At 48.7% G+C, this 26,554-nt stretch carries 22 protein-coding genes; 8 read left to right on the top strand and 14 right to left on the bottom strand.

The genetic code is table 11. The annotated features are described in order from the left end of the window. Positions 1 to 552: 552 nt before the first annotated feature. The gene (gene pth / locus AAHB90_RS02070) at positions 553 to 1,113 is read right to left on the bottom strand and encodes an aminoacyl-tRNA hydrolase (protein ID WP_342083242.1); all 561 of its coding nucleotides are present in this window, start codon (positions 1,111 to 1,113) and stop codon (positions 553 to 555) included. Between the two features lie 63 nt (positions 1,114 to 1,176). Between pth and pyrR the strand changes: the two genes are divergently transcribed. Beyond that, positions 1,177 to 1,719 carry a bifunctional pyr operon transcriptional regulator/uracil phosphoribosyltransferase PyrR gene (pyrR, locus tag AAHB90_RS02065; RefSeq protein WP_342083241.1) on the top strand — a complete coding sequence of 181 codons (543 nt, stop codon included), beginning with the start codon at positions 1,177 to 1,179 and terminating at the stop codon, positions 1,717 to 1,719. Positions 1,720 to 1,739: 20 nt separating this feature from the next. Here pyrR and AAHB90_RS02060 read toward each other — a convergent pair whose 3' ends face one another. Further along, positions 1,740 to 3,260, bottom strand: coding sequence for a hypothetical protein (locus AAHB90_RS02060; RefSeq protein ID WP_342083240.1), 1,521 nt, complete (start codon positions 3,258 to 3,260; stop codon positions 1,740 to 1,742). Between the two features lie 203 nt (positions 3,261 to 3,463). Between AAHB90_RS02060 and argS the strand changes: the two genes are divergently transcribed. The 3 genes from argS to AAHB90_RS02045 all read left to right on the top strand — a co-directional run bounded on the left by argS (position 3,464) and on the right by AAHB90_RS02045 (position 6,903). Continuing rightward, complete coding sequence (gene argS / locus AAHB90_RS02055) at positions 3,464 to 5,242, top strand: arginine--tRNA ligase (RefSeq protein WP_342083239.1); 1,779 nt, start codon at positions 3,464 to 3,466, stop codon at positions 5,240 to 5,242. Positions 5,243 to 5,380: 138 nt separating this feature from the next. Beyond that, positions 5,381 to 5,938 (top strand): glutathione peroxidase, encoded by a 558-nt coding sequence (locus tag AAHB90_RS02050; protein ID WP_342083238.1) that lies wholly within the window; start codon positions 5,381 to 5,383, stop codon positions 5,936 to 5,938. 71 nt (positions 5,939 to 6,009) lie between these two features. Further along, complete coding sequence (locus AAHB90_RS02045) at positions 6,010 to 6,903, top strand: 1,4-dihydroxy-2-naphthoate polyprenyltransferase (protein WP_342083237.1); 894 nt, start codon at positions 6,010 to 6,012, stop codon at positions 6,901 to 6,903. Positions 6,904 to 6,906: 3 nt separating this feature from the next. On the opposite strand, the gene AAHB90_RS02040 is transcribed toward AAHB90_RS02045, so the two are convergent. From AAHB90_RS02040 to AAHB90_RS02000, 9 genes are all read right to left on the bottom strand, one after another. Beyond that, positions 6,907 to 8,688: an SGNH/GDSL hydrolase family protein gene (locus tag AAHB90_RS02040; RefSeq protein ID WP_342083236.1), complete on the bottom strand. Its 1,782-nt coding sequence runs from the start codon at positions 8,686 to 8,688 to the stop codon at positions 6,907 to 6,909. 73 nt (positions 8,689 to 8,761) lie between these two features. Then, complete coding sequence (locus AAHB90_RS02035; protein WP_342083235.1) at positions 8,762 to 9,205, bottom strand: DUF4920 domain-containing protein; 444 nt, start codon at positions 9,203 to 9,205, stop codon at positions 8,762 to 8,764. 13 nt (positions 9,206 to 9,218) lie between these two features. Continuing rightward, on the bottom strand, positions 9,219 to 9,632 hold the full coding sequence (locus AAHB90_RS02030; RefSeq protein WP_342083234.1) for a putative toxin-antitoxin system toxin component, PIN family: 414 nt from the start codon (positions 9,630 to 9,632) through the stop codon (positions 9,219 to 9,221). Continuing rightward, positions 9,622 to 9,849, bottom strand: coding sequence for a hypothetical protein (locus AAHB90_RS02025; RefSeq protein ID WP_342083233.1), 228 nt, complete (start codon positions 9,847 to 9,849; stop codon positions 9,622 to 9,624). The genes AAHB90_RS02030 and AAHB90_RS02025 overlap by 11 nt, the downstream gene beginning before the upstream one ends. Before the next feature lie 59 nt (positions 9,850 to 9,908). Continuing rightward, positions 9,909 to 13,364: a DUF7948 domain-containing protein gene (locus tag AAHB90_RS02020; protein ID WP_342083232.1), complete on the bottom strand. Its 3,456-nt coding sequence runs from the start codon at positions 13,362 to 13,364 to the stop codon at positions 9,909 to 9,911. A gap of 21 nt (positions 13,365 to 13,385) precedes the next feature. Beyond that, on the bottom strand, positions 13,386 to 14,006 hold the full coding sequence (locus AAHB90_RS02015; RefSeq protein WP_342083231.1) for an ABC transporter ATP-binding protein: 621 nt from the start codon (positions 14,004 to 14,006) through the stop codon (positions 13,386 to 13,388). Between the two features lie 22 nt (positions 14,007 to 14,028). Next, positions 14,029 to 14,916, bottom strand: a complete 888-nt coding sequence (gene bla / locus AAHB90_RS02010; RefSeq protein WP_342083230.1) for a class A beta-lactamase, subclass A2 — start codon at positions 14,914 to 14,916, stop codon at positions 14,029 to 14,031. Positions 14,917 to 14,946: 30 nt separating this feature from the next. Then, on the bottom strand, positions 14,947 to 16,155 hold the full coding sequence (locus AAHB90_RS02005; RefSeq protein ID WP_342083229.1) for a hemolysin family protein: 1,209 nt from the start codon (positions 16,153 to 16,155) through the stop codon (positions 14,947 to 14,949). Further along, positions 16,152 to 16,397 (bottom strand): hypothetical protein, encoded by a 246-nt coding sequence (locus AAHB90_RS02000; protein WP_342083228.1) that lies wholly within the window; start codon positions 16,395 to 16,397, stop codon positions 16,152 to 16,154. The genes AAHB90_RS02005 and AAHB90_RS02000 overlap by 4 nt, the downstream gene beginning before the upstream one ends. A gap of 238 nt (positions 16,398 to 16,635) precedes the next feature. Here AAHB90_RS02000 and fbaA point away from each other — a divergent pair, with 238 nt between their 5' ends. Next, on the top strand, positions 16,636 to 17,715 hold the full coding sequence (gene fbaA / locus AAHB90_RS01995) for a class II fructose-bisphosphate aldolase (RefSeq protein ID WP_342083227.1): 1,080 nt from the start codon (positions 16,636 to 16,638) through the stop codon (positions 17,713 to 17,715). Positions 17,716 to 17,785: 70 nt separating this feature from the next. Here fbaA and AAHB90_RS01990 read toward each other — a convergent pair whose 3' ends face one another. Then, positions 17,786 to 19,039: a T9SS type B sorting domain-containing protein gene (locus AAHB90_RS01990; RefSeq protein WP_342083226.1), complete on the bottom strand. Its 1,254-nt coding sequence runs from the start codon at positions 19,037 to 19,039 to the stop codon at positions 17,786 to 17,788. Positions 19,040 to 19,863: 824 nt separating this feature from the next. Continuing rightward, complete coding sequence (locus AAHB90_RS01985; protein ID WP_342083225.1) at positions 19,864 to 20,229, bottom strand: winged helix-turn-helix transcriptional regulator; 366 nt, start codon at positions 20,227 to 20,229, stop codon at positions 19,864 to 19,866. A gap of 104 nt (positions 20,230 to 20,333) precedes the next feature. On the opposite strand from AAHB90_RS01985, the gene AAHB90_RS01980 reads away from it, so the two are divergent. From AAHB90_RS01980 to AAHB90_RS01970, 3 genes are all read left to right on the top strand, one after another. Continuing rightward, positions 20,334 to 20,969: an NAD(P)H-dependent oxidoreductase gene (locus AAHB90_RS01980; RefSeq protein ID WP_342083224.1), complete on the top strand. Its 636-nt coding sequence runs from the start codon at positions 20,334 to 20,336 to the stop codon at positions 20,967 to 20,969. A 212-nt stretch (positions 20,970 to 21,181) separates the two neighbouring features. Then, positions 21,182 to 21,889: a DsbA family oxidoreductase gene (locus AAHB90_RS01975; protein ID WP_342083223.1), complete on the top strand. Its 708-nt coding sequence runs from the start codon at positions 21,182 to 21,184 to the stop codon at positions 21,887 to 21,889. A 203-nt stretch (positions 21,890 to 22,092) separates the two neighbouring features. Continuing rightward, positions 22,093 to 24,657: a DUF5686 and carboxypeptidase regulatory-like domain-containing protein gene (locus AAHB90_RS01970; RefSeq protein WP_342083222.1), complete on the top strand. Its 2,565-nt coding sequence runs from the start codon at positions 22,093 to 22,095 to the stop codon at positions 24,655 to 24,657. Here AAHB90_RS01970 and AAHB90_RS01965 read toward each other — a convergent pair whose 3' ends face one another. After that, positions 24,658 to 26,514 carry a M1 family metallopeptidase gene (locus AAHB90_RS01965; RefSeq protein ID WP_342083221.1) on the bottom strand — a complete coding sequence of 619 codons (1,857 nt, stop codon included), beginning with the start codon at positions 26,512 to 26,514 and terminating at the stop codon, positions 24,658 to 24,660. Positions 26,515 to 26,554: the final 40 nt, after the last annotated feature.

Genomic DNA, 26,554 nt, shown 5'->3' with positions numbered 1-26,554 from the left:
AAACCCTTAACCTTTTCTTATCTTATATATTTTCTAGCTTTAAAGCTGTCTTTCCTATGCATTTAACGCATCAGAACGCCTGATCGTTTCATTGTATTTGTAAAGTAAGAATAGTACCAATAATACTCCAATTTTTCTTCTTTACAAAATTCGGAGAACTTAACCAATATACGCTGTCAATTATTCTCCAGATCTGACGAAATCTTGCTGTTTCGTCTTTTTTAAACGCTTCCGGCACACTTAATTTGCCGCCTTGCAACCCTGAAATTCCATTATAATACAAAGATAACAGTATTTCAATTCAGCGTCATGGATTTATTCAATTTCACTGGCGCCCTATTGCACTACAAATGTCCACATTAATTTTGAAATTACAAATTGACATAAAATCGCTTATCAAAATTTTATTTGGAATTTTATGGCAATTTCAACACTTTAAAACTTATTTTATACTAACGATCAGCGATTGACTTTTATTTAATTTCAAAATTTAAGCCAAAAACCAAATAAATACAATTCTTGAAATATTTATATTTTCTTTAAAAAGTACAATCATTGGTTATAATTGTTCATTGTCGATTGTATTCCCAAAGTACAAAACGATGTAACCATATCGCCGGCTTTATCCAAAATGATGGGCAGCTCCGCCATTTCCTCATTGGAAAATGGTTTAAGTACGTAATCTACTTGCCTGCCACGCGGAAAATTATTTCCGATTCCGAAACGTAGTTTGGGGTACTCCGTGGTGCCCAGTAATTCCTCAATATTCTTCAGGCCATTGTGCCCGCCATGACTACCTTTGGGCTTGATCCGCAACGTACCGAACGGCAATTGCAGCTCATCCACAATGGTTAACGTGTTTTCGGTCGCCACTTTGTACTGGTCCATGTAATACCGGATCGACTTTCCGCTCAGGTTCATATAGGTGGTAGGCTTTATAAAATAAATGTGCCTGCCCTTATACTTCCACTCGGCCACAAAGGCTAGTTTTTCAAAAGAAAACGTGAAGCCGTGCTGGGCAGCAAGGCGATCGAGCACCATAAAACCGGCGTTGTGTCTGGTAAAAGCATACTCCGGACCGATATTTCCCAGCCCGGCAATCAGATATTTCATTGAATAAAAGTTTTAATTTCGTCTAAGAGCACTTTAATTTAGGCTAAAATTCAGGGAAATTTCATGATACCCCAAAAACGATTAGTACTTAGCAGCCCCCTTCTGGAAATAATGATCAGCCGGCTATGCCAGCAACTGATTGAGAATCACCAGGATTTTTCGAACACGGTCGTCATGGGTTTGCAGCCCAGGGGGATCCACTTTGCCGAACGCATTGTGAAGGAGCTCCGCGAAAAAACCGGACAGAACATTCTGCTGGGGCACCTGGATGCTACGTTCTATCGTGACGATTTCCGTCGCCGCGAGTCCCCGCTCGTGCCGAACAAAACCAATGTACCTTTCCTGATCGAAGGCAAAAAGGTGATCCTGATTGACGACGTGCTGGCCAGCGGACGCATGGTGCGGGCCGCGCTCGACGCTATGACGGCATTCGGCCGCCCGAAAGTAGTGGAATTGCTTGTACTCATCGACCGACGCTATAACCGCGAGCTGCCCATTGACCCGGATTACGTGGGAATGCAGGTCAGCACGGTGGAAACACAACGTGTTCAGGTGGAATGGAAAGAGCAGGGTTTCGACGCCGACCATATCTGGCTCGTCGACTAGCCGTCCGCGACTAGCCAGGTTTATGGTTGCTGCCCGGGCCTGGAAGCTGCTTCTTTGGCCTCTATCTTCCCGATTTCGTCCGTTTTGTAAGTCAGCTTATTGACATAGAACACCTCTCGCCCCTGCGCGATCGACGAGGTGCCGATCCGCTGCATGCCGTAGGCAAGGAAATATTGGCCGTACCAGGGCGACAAGTAGCCATCTTCATTGTTCAGCACCTTTTCCTTCTCGGATTTCGGGTTGATTTTAAACTTCTCCGTTTCAACCACGACTTTATTGCGGCTGATCACCTCGGTGTGGATCTCGCCTTCCTGAGGATAAGCCAGAACAAAATAGTCATCGACAGGAGTTACCTGCACCATTTCCTGCAAGTCGAAGCTCGTAAGATCTTTAATGGTAATGGTGTTATCCCACATAAGTTTGCCGCTGCGGTCGAACCCGCATACAATGGCATGTGTGTAACGGTAGCCTTCGAGTGCGCGCGCTACATACGGGCGGGAGATCCCGCCTGAAATGATCGGACTGGTGGATCGCTGATTGGGATAATACACCTCTGCGACCAGCACAATCTCTTTCTCCGTCTGGATCAGCTGATGCACCAGTAACCGGTATCGGAACCGGTTTTCCTTACCCAGGCTTTTCCGCTTCCCAATTTTTTCGAGCACCCGTGCACGTCGCTTGGGTTTCATATAATTGAAGAAATTCTGCAACTCGGAAAACTCGATAAACTGCGGCTCCTCGGGCGTGTCGTCCGAAATGTGGGTAACATAAAGTCCCTGCGAGTATTGCGTGCAACCCACCGAATAGTTGCCGATCAGGTAAGAATCGTCGGCATTGAGCGGGACGATCTGCCCCGAGATGAAACTGTAACGCGGGTCGCTCAGTGTCGTCTTTTTCAGGAGCTTACCGTCGTAATTGTAAGTTTTTATTTCAAAAACGCAATTTTTTTTACGGTAAGCATAAGTAATCACATTGATGTATCCGTCGATCTCATTAATATCGACATTGTTCAGTTCGGTATTCTTTTCAAATAGCCCTGGCAATACGCGGGTGGTGTGGTCGAAAAACGAGTGTACGATCACGATCGGCCGAGAGCGGTAATAACCGGAAACCAGCGCTTTGCTGCCGATCACCTTGAAATGCTGCACATCGACCCCTGAAAGCAGGTTGCCTTTATAGGTATCGATCGAGCCGTCGTTGAAATTCAGCTGCAGAAACAGAAACTTGTCGGTATCCGGTTCGGCAAACAACCAGTAACCGCTTTCATCGCCCTTGTAAGCCATTACCGGAATGTAGCGGAAGTCGAGCTTGTAGGAAGTCCGCCAAAGTGCTTTCAGCGTCGTATCATATTTTACAAACTCCCATTGCTCGTTACGGTTAGAAAACTCATTGCCCCTGATCACCGATAAAATGCCCCGATCGCCCAGACTGAAAACCTCGAATTGCTCGGAAGAAGATGAGCTGGTGGGGATTTCGAGGCGGTCGGATTGCTGCAACTGCGCCCAGGCACCCCATATCGGCGCAAAGAGCAGTAAGAGCATTAATTTCAACCCGAAATAATTTATGGAACGGTTATGCATAACTTCTTCCTTCTGGGGTGTGACACAGATCAATAATTAGCCTAATTTTGCATCCTGCCAGGCTTTACATTGCTATTAATATTAGAAATAATTTCACTTAAATAAAAACTTGCGGGAATGTATCTTTTAAAACGAGAAAGCGTTTCCGGAATACCCTATTTTTCATGACAATTGAAGCAATACTCAAGGAAGATATTCAAAAAGCGGTCCAAAAACATTTCCAGCTGGACACCCAGGAAATCCTTCTGCAACCTACCAAGAAAGAATTTGAGGGATTTTACACATTTGTCACTTTTCCCTTGACGAAAGCGGCTCGAAAGGCACCAGCCGAAATCGGCCAGATCATCGGAGACGAGCTCATTGCCTCATCATCGGTCGTTGCGGGCTTCAATGTCGTGCAGGGCTTCCTGAATATCAGTCTCAAAGACAGCACCTGGCTCGACCTGTTCAACAAGATTTTTACCGACGAAAAATTTGGTACATTCCCCTCGAACGGGAAGTCGGTAATGGTGGAATTTTCTTCCCCTAACACGAACAAACCCCTTCACCTCGGCCACTTACGTAACAATTTCCTGGGCGACTCGCTATCAAAAATCCTGAAAGCGAGTGGTTATGATGTGGAGAAAACATGCCTCGTCAACGACCGCGGCATCCACATTTGTAAGTCGATGCTGGCCTACCGTGAGTTGGGCAATGGCGAAACCCCCGAATCCAGCGGCATCAAAGGCGATCACCTGGCAGGCAAGTATTATGTTTTGTTTGATGTAGAATACAAAAAGCAGATCAAGGCGCTTGTCGACGAAGGATTGAGCGAGGAAGAAGCGGCTAAAAAGGCGCCGTGGATACTGGAAGCGCAGAGATTGCTGCTGCTTTGGGAAAATAACGACCCCGAAACGGTAGCGCTCTGGCAGAAAATGAACAATTGGGTTTACGAAGGCTTTGCGCAAACTTACAACAAAATCGGCGTGAGTTTCGACAAAACCTATTATGAATCAAATACTTACCTGCTGGGTAAAGATATTATCGAAGAAGGACTCCGGAAAGGCGTATTCTTCAAGAAAGCGGACAACTCCGTCTGGATCGACCTCACTGAAGAGGGCCTCGACGAAAAGCTCGTACTCCGCGGCGACGGCACATCCGTTTACATCACGCAGGACCTCGGTACAACCGAACTGAAAAACAGCGATTTCGGCAACGACCGTTATCTGTGGGTAGTGGGTAATGAGCAGGACTACCATTTCAAAGTCCTTTTCGCGATCCTGAAACGCCTCGGCCGCACTTATGCCGACGGCTGCTACCACATCAGCTACGGAATGGTGGATTTGCCGTCCGGTAAAATGAAGTCGCGCGAAGGTACCGTTGTCGATGCCGACGACCTCGTGGGCCAGATGGTGCAAACTGCCGCCGCACGCACACAGGAGTTGGGCAAAATTGACGATTTCAACAGCGAAGAAGCCAAACAGCTTTACAACCAGCTGGCATTGGGCGCATTAAAGTACTTCCTTTTGAAAGTAGATCCGAAGAAACGAATGCTGTTCAATCCCGAAGAATCAATTGATTTCCAGGGACATACAGGCCCATTCATCCAGTACACCTACGCACGTATCCGCTCGATCATGCGCAAGGGCGAGCAGGCGGGTATACCTGCGGAAATTCCGGGCGATAGCTATATTATGCACCAGGCAGAGCGCGAGCTGGTATTCGCATTGTCGCAATATCCTGTGAAGGTCCTGGCAGCCGCCAATGAGTTTGCCCCCTCCCTCATTTCCCAATATGCATTCGACCTTGCGAAGGTTTATAATCAGTTCTACGCGGAGGTTTCGATCTTCTCCGATCCGAATCCGGAAGCGGTAAAATTGCGCGTTGCATTATCAGGCGCTGTTGCGGAAACGATTCGCAAGGCTTTGGGGTTATTGGGCATAGATGTTCCCGAGAGAATGTAGGAAAATAGTTACCAAAATCTGCTGATCGGTGCGTTTTGGATATGGTAACAACAACTCAAACGTGTGCCTTCCGTTTTATTCATATATGTACTAACCATAACCAAAACTACGATGAGCCTTATTAAGACACTTTTCATTATGATTACTTCATTGATTACCGGCCTTTTCGTCGACAAATCCGAAATAGCGAGCCGTCCGGAGAATGCTCCTGTTGCAAAACAAACGCTTTATGATTTCAAGGTAAAATCGCTCGTAGGTGGCAAAACCGTTGGTCTCAGCAAATACAAAGGCAAAAAAGTGGTGATCCTGAATGTGGCTTCCAAATGCGGGTATACGAAGCAGTATGCCGACTGGGAGAAATTCTACAAAGAGCACGGCGACAAAGTGGTGGTGCTGGGCTTCCCTGCCAACAACTTCGGCGGCCAGGAGCCGGGTACCAGCGATGAGATCGCTACTTTCTGCTCTGCGACTTACGGGGTGACATTCCCGATGTTTGAAAAAGTATCGGTACTCGGCGATGACCAGGCTCCCATCTACAAATGGCTGAGCAACAAAGACCTGAATGGCTGGAACGACAAAGTACCTACCTGGAACTTTTGCAAATATGTCATCAACGAAAAAGGCGAACTGACCAACTTCTTCGCCTCGAAAGTACTACCTACCGATGCTGAGTTTACACAGGCAGTAGGAATTTAAGCATACCACAGCCGGAGGCCGCATGCTGAATGCGGCCTCCGGCTTTTTCTACCAACACATCATTACGTCCGATGAATCCCTGGATTGAAGCCGCACGTCCCCGCACATTACCTCTTGCACTTTCATGTATTTTAATGGGTTGTTTCCTGGCTGCTGCCTCGGGGCAATTCAGCTGGCCGGTAGCAGGTTTGAGCGTATTGACGACCATTCTTCTGCAAGTGCTTTCCAATTTTGCCAACGATTATGGCGATGCGGTGAATGGTAAGGACACCGAGCTGCGCGAGGGGCCGCGCAGAGCCGTGCATTCAGGGCACATTACTGCTGCGAAAATGCTTCGCGCGATCATTATTTTTTCGGTACTCGCATTAATCTCCGGCATCACATTGCTGACGATTGCACTAAAAGGCGCACCTGCCAATACCTTCTGGGTATTTCTCGGAATCGGTATTGCGTGTATTATAGCCGCCATTACCTATACTGCCGGCAAACGGCCTTATGGGTATGTAGGTCTAGGCGACCTCTCCGTACTGATCTTTTTCGGTTGGGTGGGCGTACTCGGGAGTAACTTTTTGCATACCCACGTCTGGAACTGGGGCTTGCTCCTTCCCGCAACAAGCTGTGGCCTATTCGCAGTGGGCGTATTGAATATCAACAACATACGCGACATCGATTCCGACCGCGCTACGGGCAAAAATTCAATTCCGGTACGTATCGGCCGCGAAAAAGCGATCGTTTACCACTGGTGTATTCTGCTGATCGGAATGCTTTGTGTAACCGTTTACACGGCCCAGCATTTTTCGAGCTACACCAGCCTCATATTCTTTCTGAGTTTCCCGCTGTTTGTAAAAAACGGTCTTGCGATTTCCCGCCTTACCAAAGCCAGCGAACTGGATCCCTACCTGAAACAAATGGCGCTTTCGACCCTGCTTTTTGTGATCCTTTTTGGGATCGGAATTGTACTTTGATTGCTATTTCACATAAGGCTTGATCGCATCGCCCAGCAGTCTGTAACCCTTTTCATTAGGGTGCAGACCATCCGAAAACAGCGATTCGTCGATTTTACCATCGGATTTCAGGAACACTTTCCCGGGGTTTACAAACATTACATCAGTTTCACCGGTAATTTGTACCAGTTTTTCATTCAATCCAGCTACGCGTTCCTCTTGCTGGCGGCGTGGATAAATGCCCATCATCACGATCTGCGCCTGTGGCTGGCGGTATTTGATCGCCTCGATCAACAATTTCCAGCCCGCTGCAATCTCTTCATCACTGTTTAAACTCAGGTTGTTGGTCCCAATATTGACGAAGATCTGCTTCGCTTTGAAACCATCGAGTTCACCATGGTAAACGCGCCAAAGTACATTCTCAATGCGGTCCCAGCCATAGCCCATATTGACCGAATTTTTTCCGAAAGTACTGGCCCATGACGGCTCACCTACCGCCCTCGGTCCTTTTGGCATTCCTCCCCAGAAATGCGTGATCGAGTTACCGATCACCACTATCGCAGGCGATATTTTGCGATTCAGTTCCAGTATTTCCGAATGCCTTTTCTCCCAATCATAATTGTGCAGTTCGCGCATTTGGATTATCGGACGGGTCGTCGAATACTCGCCGGAAGGCTCGTGCAGGATCTTTCTCAAATGCTTTTCATAACCATCGGCATACTGCAGCATTCCTAGGTCGGTAGGATGTGTTCCGTCTACCGTCGATTCGTAGGTTTGTCCGAAATCCTCTTTCGGGATCAGGTAAATATTCTGAAACCCCTGCGACTTCAATGCCGCGAAAGCATCTCTCAGGATTTCATTTACTTCAACATAATAATGCTTGCTTTGCGGGTTAATGTCCTCGTCCGTATAACCTGCATGCTCGGCGAGGGCGATGGGGACATCCGGCCGCTTCTGGCGCAATGCGGCCACGGTGTTGATCACTCTTTTCTTGATCTCTTCGGTCGTAAGCCCAAGTTTCGAATCCGGCCTTATTGTGAGATTGGGAAGACAATCCAGCACATAAACTTTCGCGTCGATCTCCCCTACCAGGTCTACCACCTCTTGTTCCAGTCTCCCATTTCCCGAAAAACCGAGGTTAATCAGTGGCCGGTCCATTTTCCGGCTTAATATCGACGTCCAGGCCATTCCAGGCCGGGATGCACAGGCCCCTTGCGCGATAGACGTACCATAAATGACGATCGGCTTGTCGGGCCGCACAGCGAGCGGTATGAACCCGGTTCCCTCGGGTGTGCCTATTTCCAGCCATTTGACACTATTGTAAAGCGGAAGGAACAAGCGGTACTCCCTGCCGTGTTTATGGTAATTATCGTTTGGGGACAGATTTCTGAAATCGTAGGTAATCGTATCTCCAAATGCATATTTTCCGGCACACCAGCGCCATTCGCCATCACTGCTTACCGCGTACAGGTCAACACCGCTCACACCCGTCGCGGGCATGTGCGGGAGTGCATGCTTGCCTCCCACCGCGTAACGGATTTTGATTTCGGAAGAATTGGCGCGAAACCGGATCATTAACCCGGCCGACTGATTGGACAGATTCCATACCACATCCCGTACCTGCTTTTCGGCACGCGCCGGCAGACGGTCGTACGCATTTTTCAGCTCCTTAGGCCATGCTTGCCCTTCGACGACAGGAAAAGGTGCGGATTGTGGATTCCACCAAACATACTGGCTATTCTGTGCTAAAACCTGGACACTCAGCAACAGGCCCAGGCACAAACTTGAAACAGATCTGAAAAGCATAAAAATGAGAAACGGACACCGATGTATCGCTACAAAAGTGTCCGTTGTCCCGTTTCTCCCGTTTGGGAAGTGATTATTTCACGATAACGCCGTCGGCGACAAACGTCAGCTCGTCCTTTGGCTCGGTGATTTTCGCTATTTCTTCTTTGCTTTGGCCGGCATCCTGGGCATAATGCTTCAAATGCTCGACAGGCACGGTCGTCTTCTTCGCTTCCCCTTCGAAAACCACCGTTTTGCCGGTTATGTCTTTTGGCACAAAAAACGCGTAATCCTTAAATACAACGCGCATTGTCTCGCCATTATCCAGGTTAACCTTCATCCAGCATCCCTTTGCCTGGCAAACCGACTCGACGGTACCCGTTACTTTCGCTTGCATTGCGTTTTTATCGCCCATCGTCGCCGGAAGGGCTGTCGCCGCAATCGCTTTTTTATCATCAATCTGCTTCCCGAAGTTGCTTTGAGCATTTGCGAAGGTTACTGTTAATATCAAGCAGAGTATTGAAAGGAGTTTTTTCATTTTGGTTGAATGTTTAAAAGTGTGTCAAAAAATCCCTTGAATTCAAAATAGTAGTGTTTCTAAAAGGATTTAATACCAATAGATCCTCATCCCCTGTAATAATACAAACCGCATTGCCCAGTGCAGCCAGTTCCAAGAACTTATTGTCCTTCGGATCTCGGCATATTTCAACTCTCTCTTCGGGTTCTGGCCACATTTCGAATTGCTCGTCTAAAAAACCCAAGACATGAACACGCTTTTCAAAGGAAACGTATTTATCGAATTTGCTTCTCAGAAAAACATCGGCCAACTCTCTCTTTATTACCTGAGTTGTTATCACTTTCCCTATATTCATCGCCTTGGTGAGCGCAAGACTGGTAGTGCCACCTTCGAGCAGGAATGCACTAATTAAGGTGTTTGTGTCAAAAATGAATCTGCTAATCGTCATTCAGAAGACTTTCAAGTTTATCGTGTGTGAGTCCATTCTGCCGAGCCTCCTCCCGTACTTCTTGCAGAAGTTGAAAGAAGTTTTCCCGTTCGGCCTGACGTATTTTCTCTAAAATCTCGCTTTCAAGATCCTTTTCAAGTCGTTCCCTAAACTGCCGGGGTGCCATGCGCCATGCACGGGCCAACTCGTCATTTACTTCCAAAACAATCCGTTCCATATCAATAAGTGAATGATCAACATAAAGTTAACACCTCTCTCACAACAATCAAAGCCCTCTTATTCCAGCACTTCTACCCAACCTTTACAGTGATTACCCTGCGGTGTGTCGACTACATAAAGGTAAGTTCCATTGGCAATGCCCTTACCCCAGTCGTTCTTGTAGTCGGCGGTTTTGAAGATGGATTTCCCCCAGCGGTTGAAAACTTCCAGCGAGGACGAGGCGACGGGGACGATGAAAAAGTCGTTCTTTCCGTCTCCGTTCGGGGTAATGACGTTGGTTAATGTAAATGCAGGTTCGGCACTGATTTTTTTGGAGGCCGTCAGCGAGCAGCCGGCTGCATTGTAGGCCGTGAGTGTGATGGTGTATTCGCCGGGAATCTCGTAAATGTAGTTCTTTACTTCCCGGTCGGTCATGGGATTACCGGTACCCATATTCCATTCGTAGCGCTGGGCACTTCCGCCTTTGCTGGTGAATGAATAGGAATACGGCTCGTTACAGGCACCACCGGACTTTGCTACGTCAAAATCGGGCGCATAGGATTGGTCAACCTTGACTGTAATCTCACGAAGCGGCCGGCAACCGTCGTCATATATGCCTTCGATAATGTAAGAAGTCGTTTGCGTCGGTTTTACGGTGACGGATTTGCCTGTTGTCTCCTGCAAACCTGTCGTGGCATGCCATTTATATTGAGGAGCGTTGCCCGAGACGGTAAGCGTTACAGTCGCCCCCTGGCAAACCTCCGTATCGGGCATATCCACAAAGTCTGCTTTTTTCTCCACATCCAATTTTACCTGCTGTGTCACTTTACAGCCTACCCCATTACTGATTTCCACCGTGTATTCGGTTGTTTCTTTAACCGTCGCGACCGGCGCCGCAATGTTCGCATTATCCAACCCGGCCGCTGGCGACCATTTGTATTGCGTACCACCGCTGGCGCTCAGCTTCACGGTACTGTTTTCGCAGACCGTCGTATCGCCTGTTACTTTCGTAGCCAGCGTCTCGACAACGATTTTCTTTTCAGCCACATCCATTCGCTTGCAGCTCAAACGGTTATAGGCCGTGAGCGTAACGGTATATTCACCCGGTTTGGTAAAAGCATATTCCGACTGCCCCTCTTCCCTCGAAATTGTATTTCCATTGACCTCCCAGATGTAGTCCACGCCGCCTTCACTCGTATTGACGAATGTCAGTTCCAGCGGCGCGCATCCCCGCAGCACGTCTTTGGTTTTCCCGGCATAAACGTCGAAGTCCGCTTTCAACCGATCGATATCGATCTTGAATGCCGCATTGTTACAGTTATCGCTATTGTTGGTTTCCGACCATGCCTGCGGGGTTGCAGGAAAATGGCTACCTCCGCAGGCGCAGGTGGCATGGTAAATCATGCCGTTTTTATCGAACCGGCTCGTACCGCCATCGACATGATCGCCTTGCAGGCGGGTATCGCGACTAAGGCTCCCAAAGAATGTGGCATAAAGCAGTGATTTAGCCCCTTGTTCGAGAATCGCGATGTAAAAGTTATTGCCGTTCGTAGTAGGCTGAATGGCGTCGTCGGTAACCGGCAGGGCTGTTGTGCTGCTGGCTGTGTTGTTGCCGGTGCCGCTGTTGACATTGCCACCCCAGCCTGCCAGGTAAATATTCCCGCATTCGCTTACCAGAAAGGCCGTAGGCGAAATATCCGGCGTGCCACGGCCTGAGCCTATGATAGTGGAAAAAATGGTTTGGGACAATGAAGCATTCAATGCGTGCACGAACTGCCCGCTTTTCGCATTGTGGTAAACGCCCTGGCTAACCGGATAACTGCCCGTCGTGGTTCCATAAACATACACCTGCCCCGCCTGATCGATATCGAGCAGGTAAGCTCCGTCTTCCTTGTCTGTACCCAGATAGCTCAATGCAGACAGCTGATCATTGACAAAACGGGCCACAAACCCGTCTTCCAGACCTTTGAGCGTTGCCTGATAGGCCCCCGCTTTTGCCGGCAAATTGCCGCTTTGTGAAATTCCGGCAATATATACCTCTCCGTTGGCGGCCACCTTCAACGAGTAGCCGGCGTCCCATTTGTCGCCGCCCAGGTAACTCGACCAAAGAAGCTGATCCAGGCCGGCCGAAAATTTCAGGACAACAGCATCCTGTCCGCCACCGAGCTTGCCTTGTGCAGGATTCTTCAAAGGGAAATTGGCCGAATTGGTTGATGAAACGACATACACCTGATCGTTTTGATCCAACCCTATTTCACCGCGGAAGCTGTCCCCATAATTTCGGATCGTCACATTATCCGTCACACTAACGCCGTCATTGCCGCTTCCACCGGCAAATGTGGAGCCCGTAAGCTGCGTACCGTCGGAACTGAGTTTGGAAATAAACAGATCGCTGCCGTTGACCAGTTCGAGCCCTGCTATGGGCGTTGTGCGGGTTCCGCCGCCAAATGCGGTTTGCGAGGCGTTGGTTCGGATCGGAAAGTCTTTCGAGGATGTTGTCCCGAGGATCAGCAGCTCCTTTTTACTGTTGACGATCAGGCTGGTCGGCAAGTCGGTATTGTCGCCGCCGAGAAAGGTAGCATAAAGCAGGTCGGTACCGTCAGAATTGAATTTCATAATCGCGACGTCGACAGTTCCTTCAAATTTGACCTGAAAAGCACCCGACGTGGCGGGGAAATTGGTACCGAACACCGTACCGCCCGAATACAGGTTACCCTCCCCATCATACGTCGCAGTGTGGCCCCAGTTGTCGGCCTCAGAGCCCGAATAGGTCGAGAAGATCAATTCCGGGTCTATGGTGAGCGGTAATGATTTGTTGTAACCTGCCGGCAGTTCAAAATGGGCGATATTATCACCGGAAAGGCGAAATGTGGAGAGCACTTCCGTCGTACGGGCATTGCTCGCGGGCTGGAACGAATAGGGCTGCGCTTCCCTGAAATCCCCTACCGTAGTCTTGATTTCAATCTGCCCGGACGCATTGAGCGACACCTTATCGGCGCCTTTGTATTGGAAGCTGATCCTGGACGCATCGGCGCCGGGCTTCACGATAAATTCATATTTGAGCTTCGCCTGGTTGAGGTAAATGCGCAGATCGATATCCGGGTAAATATTTTCGTAAATAACCTCCTCGTAACCCTTCACGCCACTTGCCCAGGTCCTGCCGTCATTTCCGAAAAAATAGTTGAAACGCCCTTTACTTTCCTTTAAGGGCTTCGATCGGACATTTAAAGACGCATTCAGGAAAGATACTTCCACTCCGTGCGCACGAATAGCTGACACGTCCTCCCGTGCCACCGCAGCAGGGCTATGTCCCTTCGCATGCATCGCGGCGACTTTCGAACCTTCATAAAGTACATAAACCAGGGAATGTTCTTTCAAAAACAGGAAACCACCCGGGATAGCGGCACGGAAGCGGATATCCTTGTCCCATTGCCCTTTGTTTTCGATAAAATAGGCCGAAGCAGCCCGGGAATAGTCGGCTGTGCGGACGATGATCAGAAACAATATGAAGAGAAGCCGTAAAGTTTTCTGCATAGTCCGCGCGGCATGTTTTTTCTATTTGAACGCAGAAACCGAGATGATATTTTCACAAAATCCGTATTCCTGCTGCACATTTGAACCTAGTAAAACCAACTGGTTCTGCGTATTAGCCATTACGTGATCGAGGTACCAATTGATGCCTTGCACATCCAAATTAGTTGTTGGCTCATCCAGAAAAACCACCGGCACATCTGAAAGGAATGCGAGCCCTAGTTTCACCCTTTGCTTCATACCGGAGGAAAAATGGCGGATAATTTTCCCGCTGGCATGCGGAAGCTGAATAAAATCTTCAAAATCCTTTGCCGAAATGCCGTTTTTAAAGGGCTTGAACTTGTTATGAAACTCGATCTGCTCCCGCAATGTAAACTCCTCGATCAGTTCCAGATAAGGCGCCGCGATTACAATGTGTTTATACCAATGGTCGGTCTCGATTTCCTTACCGGCATGATCGGTATAAGCGATTTTACCCTCCGAAACCGGGATCATACCGGTCAATAGTTGCAGCAATGTCGATTTCCCGCTTCCATTCGGACCCACAAATACGTATTTTTCACCAGCAGCGAGCTCGAAGCTGGCATTCCTGACAATCCACTCTTTGATGAACTTCTTCCCTATTTTCTCGACTGTAATCCGCACTGGTTCTTTATAAAGTTCTTCGTTATTTATTGCCGTAATAATCCCAAACGGCCTTCGCAATCCGGGCTATCACCAGTTCGCGCGTGTCCAAATCCGCAGTCGCGTCCGAAACGAACACGACTGTCGCAACGGCCTTCCCATTGGCTAACTCCATAATGCCCGCATCGTTCGTCGCGGCTGCTATGCCCTTGTTCGTACCGGATGTCCCCGTTTTATGCGCCACTACGGTGCCTTTCGGCAGCTGTCCTTTGATCCTTTTCAAGCCGGTAGGGCCTTCTGTCAACGTTTTCCAGAGAAAATCGTGGCTCGCTTTCGACAGTTTCCTGCGCTCATACGCGATTTGCAGTAATTGAAGGTAAGCCGAAGGCCGGGCATAGTTGGTATACTGCACGTCCCAGCCTGCTTTCATTTCCTTTTCGGTAGCAACGATCGCAATATCCTTCACGCCCAGGGAATGAATATAGTCATTCACTTTTTTGGTCCCGCCCGCAAGTTCGAAAAGAATGTCGCAGGCATTATTATCGCTTTCGGAAACCGAGTAGCTCAGGAGTTCGCCGATGGTAATATCAAAATCCTGATTCGGACGTTTGTCTCGCATCGGGCTATGCGTTTCCTCGTCGAGCTGAGCTTTTTTAACGTGAATTTTCTGATCCAGTTTGTATTTCCCTTTATCCACAAGATCCAGTATGGCCATGGCCAGCGGAAACTTGAATGTGCTCTGCATCGGAAACTTGTGGTCCTGGTTGATCAGCAGCGTTTCCTTTGTTTGAAAATTCATTACCCCTACACCCACAATACCGCTAGCTTGCTTGCTGATGATTTCAACCTCGGATTTGAGCTTTGCCTGCTGGGCAAATGTCATGATCGGGAAAAGCAGTATTAAAACTAAAATCCGGGCAAATCTGATCATGTAAATGGTTTTAAGGTGGATAAAATCGGATTAATTATGACCGCTGCGTTCGGATCTCCGGTCTTCTATCGTCAGTTTCACCAGTTCAATGCGCGTATCCTGAACGGAAACGATCTGGAAAGAATAGGGCGGTATCTCCACGACATCGTTTTCGTCGGGCAAATCGCCGTAGAAATGGATCAGCATCCCGGCAATGGTGTCGTAATCGCCCTCGGGAAGCTCCCAGCCATATTTTTCATTCAGATAATCGAGTTCGTGACGTGCGCTGAGCATGTATGTGTGATCGTCAAGCTGGCGTTCCGTCCAGTCTTCCGTCGTATCATATTCATCCTGGATCTCCCCGAAAATCTGCTCCACCACGTCCTCGACGCTCACGAGCCCCGACGTACCGCCAAATTCGTCCACTACCAATGCAATGCTCCTGCGCTCCTCCAAAAAGCGGAGCATCAAATCACGCGCGGGCATAGCCTCGGGCACGATCAGGATGGGCGTAATGATGCTGCTGATTTCTTTCGGCTTTTTAAACAGCGACAATGCGTGACAATAGCCCAGTACCTCGTCTACCGATTCTTTATGTACAATGATTTTGGAATGACCACTTGTAAGAAACGCCGTTCGCAGATCCTCGATACTCGCATTCACATTTACAGCCGAAATTTCCGTACGCGGGATCATACAGTCACGTATACGCAAATCTTTGAAATCCAATGCATTGATAAACATCTTCTCTTCAATGCTATGGTCGTCGAAATCGGGATCGTCCGCAGAAATAATATCGTCGCGTAGCGAGGGCGACAATATGTTTTCCTTCACAAACGGCTCGATCACCCAGTACAGGGGCGTCATCAGCCATTCTCCGAAGCGGACGGGAAATGCTTTCAGGTCCAGCACTTTCGGAAAGCTCCGCCCGATTTTGACCCAACTCGAATAGCTGCTCATCCACAAAACCGCCAGCGCCCCAAACAAAGCGATGATCAACAGCCAGTTTTGGGTGCCTGTATTCAATTCGAACAAGGGAAATACCGTGACTACCCCCATAAAGCAGCCCAATGCGACGGCCAGCAGGCGTATCATCCGCAGAATGCGGCGCCAGTAGAGTGTCTGCTCCACCTGCTCGCTCTTTTCGTGCCGGAGGGAATACCGGTCGATCCACACATCCAGCAACACCGACCGTACGGCCCCGTAATAGCCGGCCAGCATGAAGAATAAAATGGTCGTAACCAGGAATATCAGGTTCATTTCTTCGGTTTTTTACCAGGTTTGGAGAGGCTGCTTTTCACGGTCGGCTGGGATTCACCCGCTTGTTTTGCAAGCGTAGCAGCTTTCAACCGGCTGAATTGAAATAGCAAAAAGCAAACAACGCACAACAGTAGCAGCCAGTAGCTCTCTAAAAGCCCGGCGCGCCGGAATTCGAGCACCCACAATGCGAGAAAGCCGAATGCAAGGGCCAGGAAAATCGTCCGGATCAGTTTGGAATTCATTAATGAAGGTTCTTCTTAAACATACGGGACAGCGGCCCCATTTTTTGCAATGATTTTCAAAGATACACAGATTGCGCCAAAACGGTCAACGCTGGATTAATCTTCGTTTCAATGCAGAATAAACCATACATAACTCGGCCATTTTGCCTAAAATAGCTAACTTGCAAGGATTGCCGTGCAATTCAGGGCCGACACTTGAATTGTAAAATTAATTCTTGAAAAAATATCCTTTATTACTATGAGCGAAACGACAAAACGCTTTGCACCCGGTGTTGTAACCGGCGATGGAGTTAGTGAAATTTTCCGCCATGCCAACGAAAACAACTACGCCCTTCCGGCAGTTAACGTGGTAGGTACCAACTCGGTAAATGCGGTCCTGGAAACAGCCAAAGCGGTAAACAGCCCCGTTATCATTCAGTTTTCGAATGGCGGCGCTATATTTTATGCAGGAAAAAGCCTTTCCAATGCCAACCAGCAGGCGGCTATCGCAGGCGGTATCTCGGGCGCGATGCACGTACACCAGATGGCGGCATTGTACGAAATTCCGGTAATCCTCCACACCGACCACTGCGCGAAAAAACTCCTTCCGTGGATCGACGGTTTGCTGGATGCGGGCGAGCGTTATTTCGATCAATATGGTAAGCCATTGTACAGCTCGCACATGCTCGACCTTTCGGAAGAGCCTATCGAGGAAAATATCGAGATCTGCGCTAAATATTTCGAGCGTATGGCGAAACTGGGCATGACACTCGAAATCGAACTCGGTGTAACCGGTGGCGAGGAAGACGGTGTTGATAACTCTGACGTTGACAGCTCGAAACTGTACACGCAGCCTGAGGAAGTGGCGTTCGCTTACGAAGAACTTTCTAAAATCTCCCCTAACTTCACCATTGCAGCTGCATTCGGTAATGTTCACGGGGTATACAAGCCAGGTAATGTAAAACTGGAGCCGAAAATCCTCCGTAACTCACAGGAATACATCAAGCAGAAATTCGGAACCGGCGACCTGCCCGTTAACTTCGTATTCCACGGAGGATCAGGCTCATCCCGCGAAGAAATCCGCGAAGCGATCGAGTACGGCGCAATCAAAATGAACATCGACACCGACATGCAATGGTCGACCTGGGAAGGTGTTCTCAACTATTATAAATCCAAAGAAGGCTACCTGCAATCACAACTCGGCAACCCCGAAGGTGCAGATTCGCCCAACAAAAAATACTACGATCCACGCGTATGGCTACGCAAAGGCGAAGAAAGCATGATCGCCCGTCTGAAAGTGGCGTTCGAAGATTTGAACTGCATTAATCAGCTGGGATGATTTTTCTGCTGAATTAGGCATTTAAAAAGAGCAACCTTAGCGGGTTGCTCTTTTTGCTTATAGCTAAAAATCAATGAATTAACATCAGCGAGCCGGTTAGTTCAGGACCGTGCTCCGTCAGTCGGATTTTGTACGCGTACACGCCGGGCATTTGCAGCGCGCCGGAGACCGTTCCGTCAAACGCATTTTGATAGCCTATTGAATGGAATATCACTTCTCCCCAGCGGTTGTAAATTGTCACATGGCATTTCGGATAACCTTCGATGCCTTTCAATTCCCAGATTTCGTTAATGCCGTCTTTGTTCGGCGTGAATGCGTCGGGGATGAGAATGCTTTCGGTGATTTTTACTTTGACCTCCCGCCTACCCACGCAGCCATACGCATTTGTGGCCGTTACCGTGTAGGTAATATCTGCGGAAGGTGTAGAGATGGGATTGGCATAGGTGACGTCGTTCAAATAATCGGGCGGAGTCCAGCGATAGGCCACATTCAGCGAATCTTTGACACCAATGAGAATGGGCTTGTCACGGGAAGTATAGAGGACATCCAGCAAATCCAGCCTCGGCGCCTGACTTACAACTACTTCACGCTTCGCGACCGCAGCCGGCCATGCCTCTGAGCCTTCGATCACATATTGAATGTCGTGCATTCCTTCACCGGCAATTTTGGGATCGAACGTACTGCCGGTTACGCCTGTGCCCTCAAACGTCCCGCCCGGTGGAGTCGCATGCAATGCGATTGACAGCGTAGTATCGCAAATAGGCGGAATGCTATCCATTTCCGCTCCCGATGAGATGACACTGACGCGCACGGCTTCCGATTCGAAGGAATCGGGGCAACCGTCTATTTTGGATGTTAGCAGTTGGTATTCGCCTGCTTCGGAAATGGTAATGCTTTGTTCATTGGCGCCCCAGATCGTTTTGCCGTTTCTCGTCCATTGGAATTCGGGCTGCGGGTCGGGGAAGGTTTGTTTGGAACTTAGTATCGCTTCCGAGCCCTGACAGATGGTTAGGGTTTGGATTGAGGTAGTGTCTTTGTAAATACTTTTGTCAAGAACTTGCTGCTCGTTGCAATCCAATACCGTGAGGGTATAATAGAAATTAACTGAGCCAATTTTCCGCCCATTTCGATATTCCTCGACGGAGATGCCTATCAAGTATTGACCTGCTTCATCAGCCTTAATTGTTATTTCGCCGGTATTTTCATTGATCGTAAGCCCTGGGGTGCCTTGCACCTGATTTTGATCATTGTAACCATTTGCCCAATCCAAATCACCAACTGTTATTACCTCATCCGACTTGCCCGCGCCAGTTGTAAGAATCATACTTGGCTTCGATAACTTGTATTTGAGATTATCACCATCGGCATCAACAGTTGGGACTTTAATAGATACAAGGTCATCCCTACAAACAAAGAAAGTGTTTATATCTCCGATTATCGGACTCGAGTTCCGTATACTTTGGCCACTCACGGCTATCGGAGGAATGAAGGTCGTTACCCATTCAAACTTACCTGCAGAATTGATAAAATTGGTATCCTTACCGTCACGAGTTCCAGTGGAATGCCATGCTACAACAATGTCGTCACTCGTAAATATCATCAACAAGTCGGAAAGTTGTAGTATCTTTTCGTAGACATTCCGGTAAACACGCCTTTGACCATCAAAGTCCTCCCAGTGACCGGCTCCCGCACAAGCAAGTGTATCCTGATCTATTTCTATGGAAGATGTTCGTTCCAGAGAAAATGAGTCAAAATAGACCCATCGCTTAGCAGTTTCCCAGTGTCTGTTATTCTTAAAAAGGTAAATACGCTGTTGCTGTTGCGCCAATTCGATACTTGTCGCATCAAGACAGAGCGTTAACCTTACCTTGTACCGCTCATTTGATCCGGGTATGGTTTCCCATTCAAGGTGGCTTCCCATTACGGAAAGGCTGAATACCTGCGGGGAACACCATAGTAATGCAATTACCAAAAACAGCTTATTCATTCCCGACAGAGGTTAAAATGTAACGACCACCCAAAACCGACAGTTGCCCGCATTTTAACCAATCGCCCCTAGCATCGGAAATCCGATGTGCAACCAGCAGCGATCATTTATCAAACTTACCCAGCAACAAAAAAAGCAGCCGGGGGCTGCTTTTCAATGCTCTAACTTTCCACCATCATCCGCTTCCGGTGCGCCACGCCCCAGTCCCGCAGCGTCTTGATCACAATTTTCAATGAATGCCCGTATTCGGTTAAAGAATATTCCACGACAACGGGGATCGAGCCGTACACGGTCCGTTTTACGAGTTCGTTCGATTCCAATTCCCGCAGCTCTTTTGAAAGCATTTTGTCGGTAATACCGGGCACCTCTTTGGCAATTTGCGAAAAGCGTTTGTTGCCGAACATGAGCGATATGATAATGGGCAGCTTCCATTTGCCGCTCAGTACTTCCAGTGCATCGCGCACAGGCAGAATGCTCTTCGTGCATTCGTCAAGGGTGTGCTGGTTCGTTTCCTTTGTTTTTCCCATAGCTGAATTTTTCACTATCCTTTTGTATACTACTTACAAATGTATAGTAAATTTAATTAAGTTTGCATGTCGTTTAGTCAACGGCACATCAAACTTAGATAAAAATGAGCGAGTTAATAGAAAAATTGAACTGGCGTTATGCGGCTAAACGCATGAACGGACAAACCATTCCTCAGGAAAAACTGGACAATATCCTTGAAGCGATCAAACTGGCGCCTTCCTCTGTGGGTTTGCAGCCTTACAACATTGTAATCGTCGAGGACAAGGCGTTGAAAGATAAAATTTACCATGAAGCAGCAACCCGCCAGGCGCAAATTCCCGATGCTTCGCATTTGTTGATTTTCGCCGCGTGGGAAAAGGTGACGTCACAGCACATAGAAGATTATCTCCAGCTGGTTGCTTCCACCCGGAATGTGAGCATCGAATCGCTGGCGGGATTTCATAGCAGCATTAATGGCGGCATCCTCAGCCGCAGCGAAGATGTGAATTTTGATTGGTCTGCACGCCAGGCCTACATCGCTTTGGGCCACGGGCTTGTGGCGGCGGCTACTGAAGAAGTGGATGCTACGCCAATGGAAGGCTTTGACGCGGCCAAAGTGGATGAAATACTCGGACTTCGTGAAAAAGGGCTCCGCAGCGTGGTGATCCTCGCATTGGGCTACCGCGATGCCGAAAAAGACCCGTATGTGAATGCCAAGAAAGTCCGCCGCCCGCATGAAGAACTTTTCATATCGATCTGACATTATCCTTAACGGGAGGTTGAAGGTCGGAAATGGTCAAGTGTGGTCAGGAGGTAGTCAAGTGCGGTCAGGAGGTAGTCAGGTGCGGTCAGGAATGGTCAAGAGTAGTCAGGAATTGGTAGAACAACTCGTGACAACACATGACTAAAAATGACAATACATGACAATACACCACTCCCCTCCAAATGTTACAATTACGAACAAGTGATATTATGAAAGTCGAAATATGGAGTGACGTAATGTGCCCGTTTTGCTATATCGGCAAGAGGCGCTTTGAGAGTGCGCTGGCGGAGTTTCCGCAACGCGACCAAATCCAGGTGGAGTGGAAAAGCTTCCAGCTGAATCCTCAAATGAAAACCGAACCGGGTAAAAGCATTAACGAGTACCTGGCCGAAGCTAAAGGCTGGACGCCTGAATATGCACAGCAAATGAATGACTATGTGACGAATATGGCTGCCGAGGTGGGTTTGGAATACAATATGGACAAAGCGGTGTTGGCGAATTCATTCGATGCTCACCGTTTTTTGCAGTTTGCCAAAACGAAAGGCCTGGGCGATGCCGCCGAGGAACAGTTGTTCAAAGCGTATTTCACGGATGGCAGAAACACGGCCGATCACGATACGTTGATCGAACTCGGTTCAGCGATAGGCCTCGATGCCGCTGAATTGAAAGCCGTTCTGGAAGGCACCCGTTTCAGCGAGGACGTCCGCAGGGATATCTACGAAGCACAGCAAGTGGGCGCACGCGGGGTTCCGTTTTTCGTACTGGACCGCAAATACGCGGTTTCCGGCGCACAACATACCGAAACATTCCTGGGCGCATTGCAGCAATCATTCGGCGAGTGGGAAAAGGCGAATCCAAAGCCGCTCGTGAGCCTGGCCAATGGCGCAAATTGCACCATCGACGGCGAATGTGACTAGATCCCAAATATTTTGTCTAAAGCGGCATACCGGCACTCCGGCATGCCGCTTTTTTATGTCTCGCCCTATTGCTGGTACGGTTCTATAAGTAAAGTAGATAGCGCTGGTCTGGAATGTCATGTAATTTGTGCTAATTGCGATAATTTGTTGCATAAAAATACAAGACCCTCAACCACCGCTATCAGCACTTTACACCCGACTATATGCGCTTTCTGGCATTCTTGATGCTCTTTCTGGTAGTGCAACAAATCTCCCGGGCCGGCGGGATCAGGGGCCGCATTACCACACAAAATGGCGAGGCTCTCCCCTACGCAGGCATCGCCGTAAAAGGTACGAGCAACGGGACGATGGCCAATGAAGAAGGCGAATACGAGTTCAGTCTTGCACCGGGCAACTACGAGATCATTTTTCAGTATCTGGGTTTTAAAAGCATTTCCAAAACCCTCACAATCGGCAACGATTTTACGGAGTTGAATGTGACCATGGAAGAGCAGGCGCTGAGCTTGCAGGAGGCTACCGTCGGAAAGTCAAAGGAAGACCCGGCTTACAGCATTATGCGGCGGGCCATTGCTAAGGCACGCTTTCACCAATTGCAGGTACGCGGTTATACGGCGAAAGTGTATTCAAGAAGCACAGGGGTAGCCACCAAAATCCCCTTCCTGCTTCAAAAAAGGCTAAAAAAAGAGGGTGTGCAGCTGGGTAAAGCCATTCTGAACGAAAGTGTGGCGGAGATCAAATACCGGCGACCGAATAACTACAGTCAGCACATTATTTCCACACGTAATAGCCTCGACAACAGCATTCCTTCTCCAAACGAGTACATTCTGGCCAGTTTGTACAGCCCCGAAATTGCCGGTACCATTTCGCCTCTATCGCCTAAGTCGTTCGCCTACTATAAGTTCGAATATGAAGGGTACTTCGAAGAAAGAGGTGAGATTGTCAACAAGATCAAAGTGATCCCGAAAGCCTACGGTGAAGGGGTTTTCAAAGGAAGTCTTTTTATACTCGAAGACCGTTGGGCAATCCATAGCTACGATTTGCAAACTACTACCAGCGGCCTGAACATTTCCGCCAAACAGATTTTCAGTCCCGTTCAGGGCGTATGGATTCCCGTTAACCAACAGTTCCGGTTGAACGGCAGTTACCTCGGCTTCGCCGGGGAATTCCGGTACCTCGTTTCATTGACCTATGAAAAACTCGATGTGGATCCCGGCCTGCGGGAGGATATCAACATCGCCGATCATAAAAAGGAAGAAGCGCCCAAAGTAAAAGGAGGCAAAGACCTCGAACAGCTCATCCTGGCACAAAAGGAGTTTTCAACCAAAAATTTCAGGAAACTCACCAAACAATACGAAAAGCAACAAAAAAAGGAACAAAAGGAACAACTGGGCAACGACCGGCTCGTGCGGCAGGATTCTATTGTGATAGATTCAATGGCCAACAAACGCGATACTATCTACTGGCAGGCATTGCGCCCTATTCCGCTCACAAAATCGGAAGTTTCGAGCTACGTGACGCAGGATAGCATTAAAGTGGTCAAGGATTCTATCAGGGTCAAAACCAAGCCCGATTCGACGCATTTCAAGCCCGTGCACCTGGTCCTTGGCAATACGTATGCATTGGGCAACCGGAATTCTTTTTATTTCAAAAGCCCGCTGTTGTCCATTAGCTATAATTCAGTCGAGGGTAATGCCATCAATTTTATAACTGAATGGCAGAAACGCTGGGAAAAATCGTCATACCTGAGCGTGCGGCCGCTCGTACGCTATTCGTTCGGGCGTAAGAGGCTGTATGGCAATCTGGAAACCAATGTCGGGGGTAAAAACTGGAACCTGGAATTGGCAGGTGGGGAAATGGCTTCACAGATTAATAACCGCGACCCGATTCCGCCCTTGCCGAACAGTGTTGCCGCACGTTTTGTCGACCGCAGCCTGATGAAGGTGTATCAAAAACAATACGGCCACGTTCAATACACGCTTCGCAATATCGGTGACATTCTCAGCCTGAATGCAAGCCTGGATTTCGAGCATCGCAAAGAGCTTTTCAACCAGGAAAGTGCCCGGCCGATCATCTTTTGGAGCCAGTTCGGGTTTACGCCCAACCGACCCATTAACCGCGAGCTGGATAATACGGGCTTTCCGGAACATAATGCCTGGGTACTCGATGTAACCGCGACATTGCGGCCGTGGAGAAGATACCTGATAAGGAACGGCGAAAAACGGTATCTGAGGAGTCGGGGACCTGCTTTTGTTGTCAATTACAAAAGCGGACTTGGTTTTTGGGGGGATTCCGATTATTCCATGCTGCAAGGTACCATCCGGCAGGATTTGAGCCTCGGCCCGCGCAGCAACCTTGAGTACCTGGTCAACGGAGGTGGATTTTTAAGTACAAAAAAGATGTATTTTCCCGATTATCAGCATTTTATGGGCAACGAATTCTTCTTCCAGTACGTCTATCCGCCCGATCAGTTCCGGATGCTGCCCTATTACCGTTACAGTACGTCAAAGTGGTTTTTCCAGACACATCTCACCTGGACGATGCAGCATTTCCTGCTCACACGCGTGCAGGCGTTGCGCGTGACGGGCATTTCGGAGACGTTGCAGCTGCATTACCTGCGTGTACCCACGATGCGAAACTATTCGGAAGCAGTTTATGGAATTGACAATATCATGCGGATCGTCCGGTTGGAGGCCGTTGCGCAATTCCATGGCCCTCATTTCCAGGGTATGGGATGGCGCATCGGTGCCTCCTTTCGGTTCGGACGGTAGTTACTTCACTTTTGAAGCCTTGAAACGCGGCGTGGTTTCAGGGACGGTTGGCCATATATTATTATCGGGGTCGATGTCGGCCATGCGCTGGCTGGGATCAATCGTGATGGTCTGAATGTCGGAAATGTTCCGTTCGATGGTGAAGGAATATTCAGGATAAGTCCAGCCCCAGTCGGCCATTTGGGTGGTTTTCGAATATAACTTCTCATTCTTTTCGCCCCGCATGATTTCAAGCGGAATATAGAAATTCTCCTGCGTGCCGTCCTTGTAGCTTACCACCACATCCAGCGGCATCGGCATTTGACCGACCCTTTCCAGTACTATGTCGGTTTTAGCTGCATTGGCCACCACTTCACGGATGCTGTAATCGATCGTTTTAGTGGTTCCTACGAAATTCTCCCAAAACCAGTCGAGTTCAAGCCCTGATTCTTTCTCCATAATCCGTTTCAAATCGGTCGGATTGGGATGCCTGAATTTCCACTCATTAAAATACCGCTTCATGGCGCGTTGAAATACTTCCTTACCCATGATATAATTGAGCTGGTTCAGGAAAACGGCGCCCTTATTGTAACTGGCAATGCTGTACGCCTTATTGGTATTATAGTGGTCGGAATGAGTGGTGAGCGGCTCTTCGGTACCTGACTTTACCAGACTACGGTAACTGGTAGTAGCGGGCCGTTGCGGGTCTCCTTTTGAGGGAAAGAGTTCGGACATCACGATATTTTGCGCGTAGGTCGTAAAACCTTCGTCCATCCACGGGTACTTGGATTCATTTGTCGCTAAAACGCCCTGAAACCAGCTGTGAATCGATTCATGGACTGTCACGCTCGTCAATGCATGGAGGTTCAGCCGGCCGGTGATCAGCGTCGCCATCGGGTACTCCATACCGCCGTCGCCTCCCTGGATCACAGAATACTGCTTATAAGGATAGCGCCCAAACTGTTCGTTCATTGTCTTGAACGATCGTACCGCGAGCGGCTCCATTTGCCTCCACACATTCGCCAGCGTGTCGGTTTGGTAGAAGAAATGCAGATCGAGGTTATCGTCTACTTTCACGACGTCGTGCTGGTAATCGCGGTCGGCCGCCCACATGAAATCGTGCACTTCCGGTGCAATGAAATGCCAGGTTAGCCGCGTGCCGGGTTTGTGGCTTACATTTTTGGTAGAATAGCCGTGGCCAATTTTTTCCGGATTTTGCAGATAGCCCGTCCCGGCAATGGTATAGGCGGCGTCCATGGTGATTTTCACATCGAAATCACCCCAGATCCCGTAGAATTCGCGCCCGATATAAGGATTGGCGTGCCAGCCTTCATAATCGTATTCCGACATTTTGGGGTACCACTGTGCCATCGAGTAGTCGATCCCCTCGCTGTTGTTGCGGCCGGTTCGGCGGATTTGCAGGGGTACCTGCGCTTCGAATTCCATTTCAAAAGTGTGCTGCGATTTTGGGAGGATCTTCTCGTTCAAAGTGACTTCGAGAATAGTCCCTACCACTTCGTATTTCAACGGCTTGCCATTCTGTTTCAGGGACAACACCTTTTCATAGCCAATCTCAGCAGGCGACAATTTGGAAATACGGTCCTTCACCCTGGAATCGGGATCGCTGATCGACCGTGAGCGGACGTCCATCTGGCTGCCCGGCTGGAACGCGTTCAGATATAAATGATAAAAAACTTTTTGTAGCGTATCAGGGGAATTGTTCGTGTAAACGAGTTTTTGGGTGCCTTTGTACTGGTGTTTGACAGCATCAAAATCAATCTCCATTTGGTACTTCGCGCGCTGCTGCCAACGGTCACTTTGTGCTGAAACCCGGAACGCGAGTGCGACCAGCAAAAGCACAGCTAAATTAAACTTCATTCGAACGTTCGTAATTTGATTAAACCGCAAATTAACGGAA

Origin of the sequence: Dyadobacter sp. OTU695 (genome assembly GCF_038440355.1) — a bacterium.
Classification (GTDB): Bacteria; Bacteroidota; Bacteroidia; order Cytophagales; family Spirosomataceae; genus Dyadobacter.
The sequence above is the reverse complement of the archived record's forward strand: the minus strand, read 5'-3'. Positions and strand labels throughout refer to the sequence as shown.

Bases quoted from the DNA above. Each gene is read 5' to 3' on its own strand.
- AAHB90_RS02005 (WP_342083229.1), bottom strand. From the start codon at position 16,155: ATGAACCTGATATTCCTGGTTACGACCATTTTATTCTTCATGCTGGCC.
- AAHB90_RS01975 (WP_342083223.1), top strand. From the start codon at position 21,182: ATGAAAGTCGAAATATGGAGTGACGTAATGTGCCCGTTTTGCTATATC.
- AAHB90_RS02045 (WP_342083237.1), top strand. From the start codon at position 6,010: ATGAATCCCTGGATTGAAGCCGCACGTCCCCGCACATTACCTCTTGCA.
- AAHB90_RS02025 (WP_342083233.1), bottom strand. From the start codon at position 9,849: ATGGAACGGATTGTTTTGGAAGTAAATGACGAGTTGGCCCGTGCATGG.
- fbaA (WP_342083227.1), top strand. From the start codon at position 16,636: ATGAGCGAAACGACAAAACGCTTTGCACCCGGTGTTGTAACCGGCGAT.
- AAHB90_RS01985 (WP_342083225.1), bottom strand. From the start codon at position 20,229: ATGGGAAAAACAAAGGAAACGAACCAGCACACCCTTGACGAATGCACG.
- AAHB90_RS02060 (WP_342083240.1), bottom strand. From the start codon at position 3,260: ATGCTCTTACTGCTCTTTGCGCCGATATGGGGTGCCTGGGCGCAGTTG.
- AAHB90_RS02050 (WP_342083238.1), top strand. From the start codon at position 5,381: ATGATTACTTCATTGATTACCGGCCTTTTCGTCGACAAATCCGAAATA.
- AAHB90_RS02000 (WP_342083228.1), bottom strand. From the start codon at position 16,397: ATGAATTCCAAACTGATCCGGACGATTTTCCTGGCCCTTGCATTCGGC.
- AAHB90_RS02020 (WP_342083232.1), bottom strand. From the start codon at position 13,364: ATGCAGAAAACTTTACGGCTTCTCTTCATATTGTTTCTGATCATCGTC.
- AAHB90_RS01980 (WP_342083224.1), top strand. From the start codon at position 20,334: ATGAGCGAGTTAATAGAAAAATTGAACTGGCGTTATGCGGCTAAACGC.
- AAHB90_RS01965 (WP_342083221.1), bottom strand. From the start codon at position 26,514: ATGAAGTTTAATTTAGCTGTGCTTTTGCTGGTCGCACTCGCGTTCCGG.
- AAHB90_RS02030 (WP_342083234.1), bottom strand. From the start codon at position 9,632: ATGACGATTAGCAGATTCATTTTTGACACAAACACCTTAATTAGTGCA.
- bla (WP_342083230.1), bottom strand. From the start codon at position 14,916: ATGATCAGATTTGCCCGGATTTTAGTTTTAATACTGCTTTTCCCGATC.
- AAHB90_RS01990 (WP_342083226.1), bottom strand. From the start codon at position 19,039: ATGATTCTTACAACTGGCGCGGGCAAGTCGGATGAGGTAATAACAGTT.
- AAHB90_RS01970 (WP_342083222.1), top strand. From the start codon at position 22,093: ATGCGCTTTCTGGCATTCTTGATGCTCTTTCTGGTAGTGCAACAAATC.
- AAHB90_RS02035 (WP_342083235.1), bottom strand. From the start codon at position 9,205: ATGAAAAAACTCCTTTCAATACTCTGCTTGATATTAACAGTAACCTTC.
- pth (WP_342083242.1), bottom strand. From the start codon at position 1,113: ATGAAATATCTGATTGCCGGGCTGGGAAATATCGGTCCGGAGTATGCT.
- AAHB90_RS02040 (WP_342083236.1), bottom strand. From the start codon at position 8,688: ATGCTTTTCAGATCTGTTTCAAGTTTGTGCCTGGGCCTGTTGCTGAGT.
- argS (WP_342083239.1), top strand. From the start codon at position 3,464: ATGACAATTGAAGCAATACTCAAGGAAGATATTCAAAAAGCGGTCCAA.
- pyrR (WP_342083241.1), top strand. From the start codon at position 1,177: ATGATACCCCAAAAACGATTAGTACTTAGCAGCCCCCTTCTGGAAATA.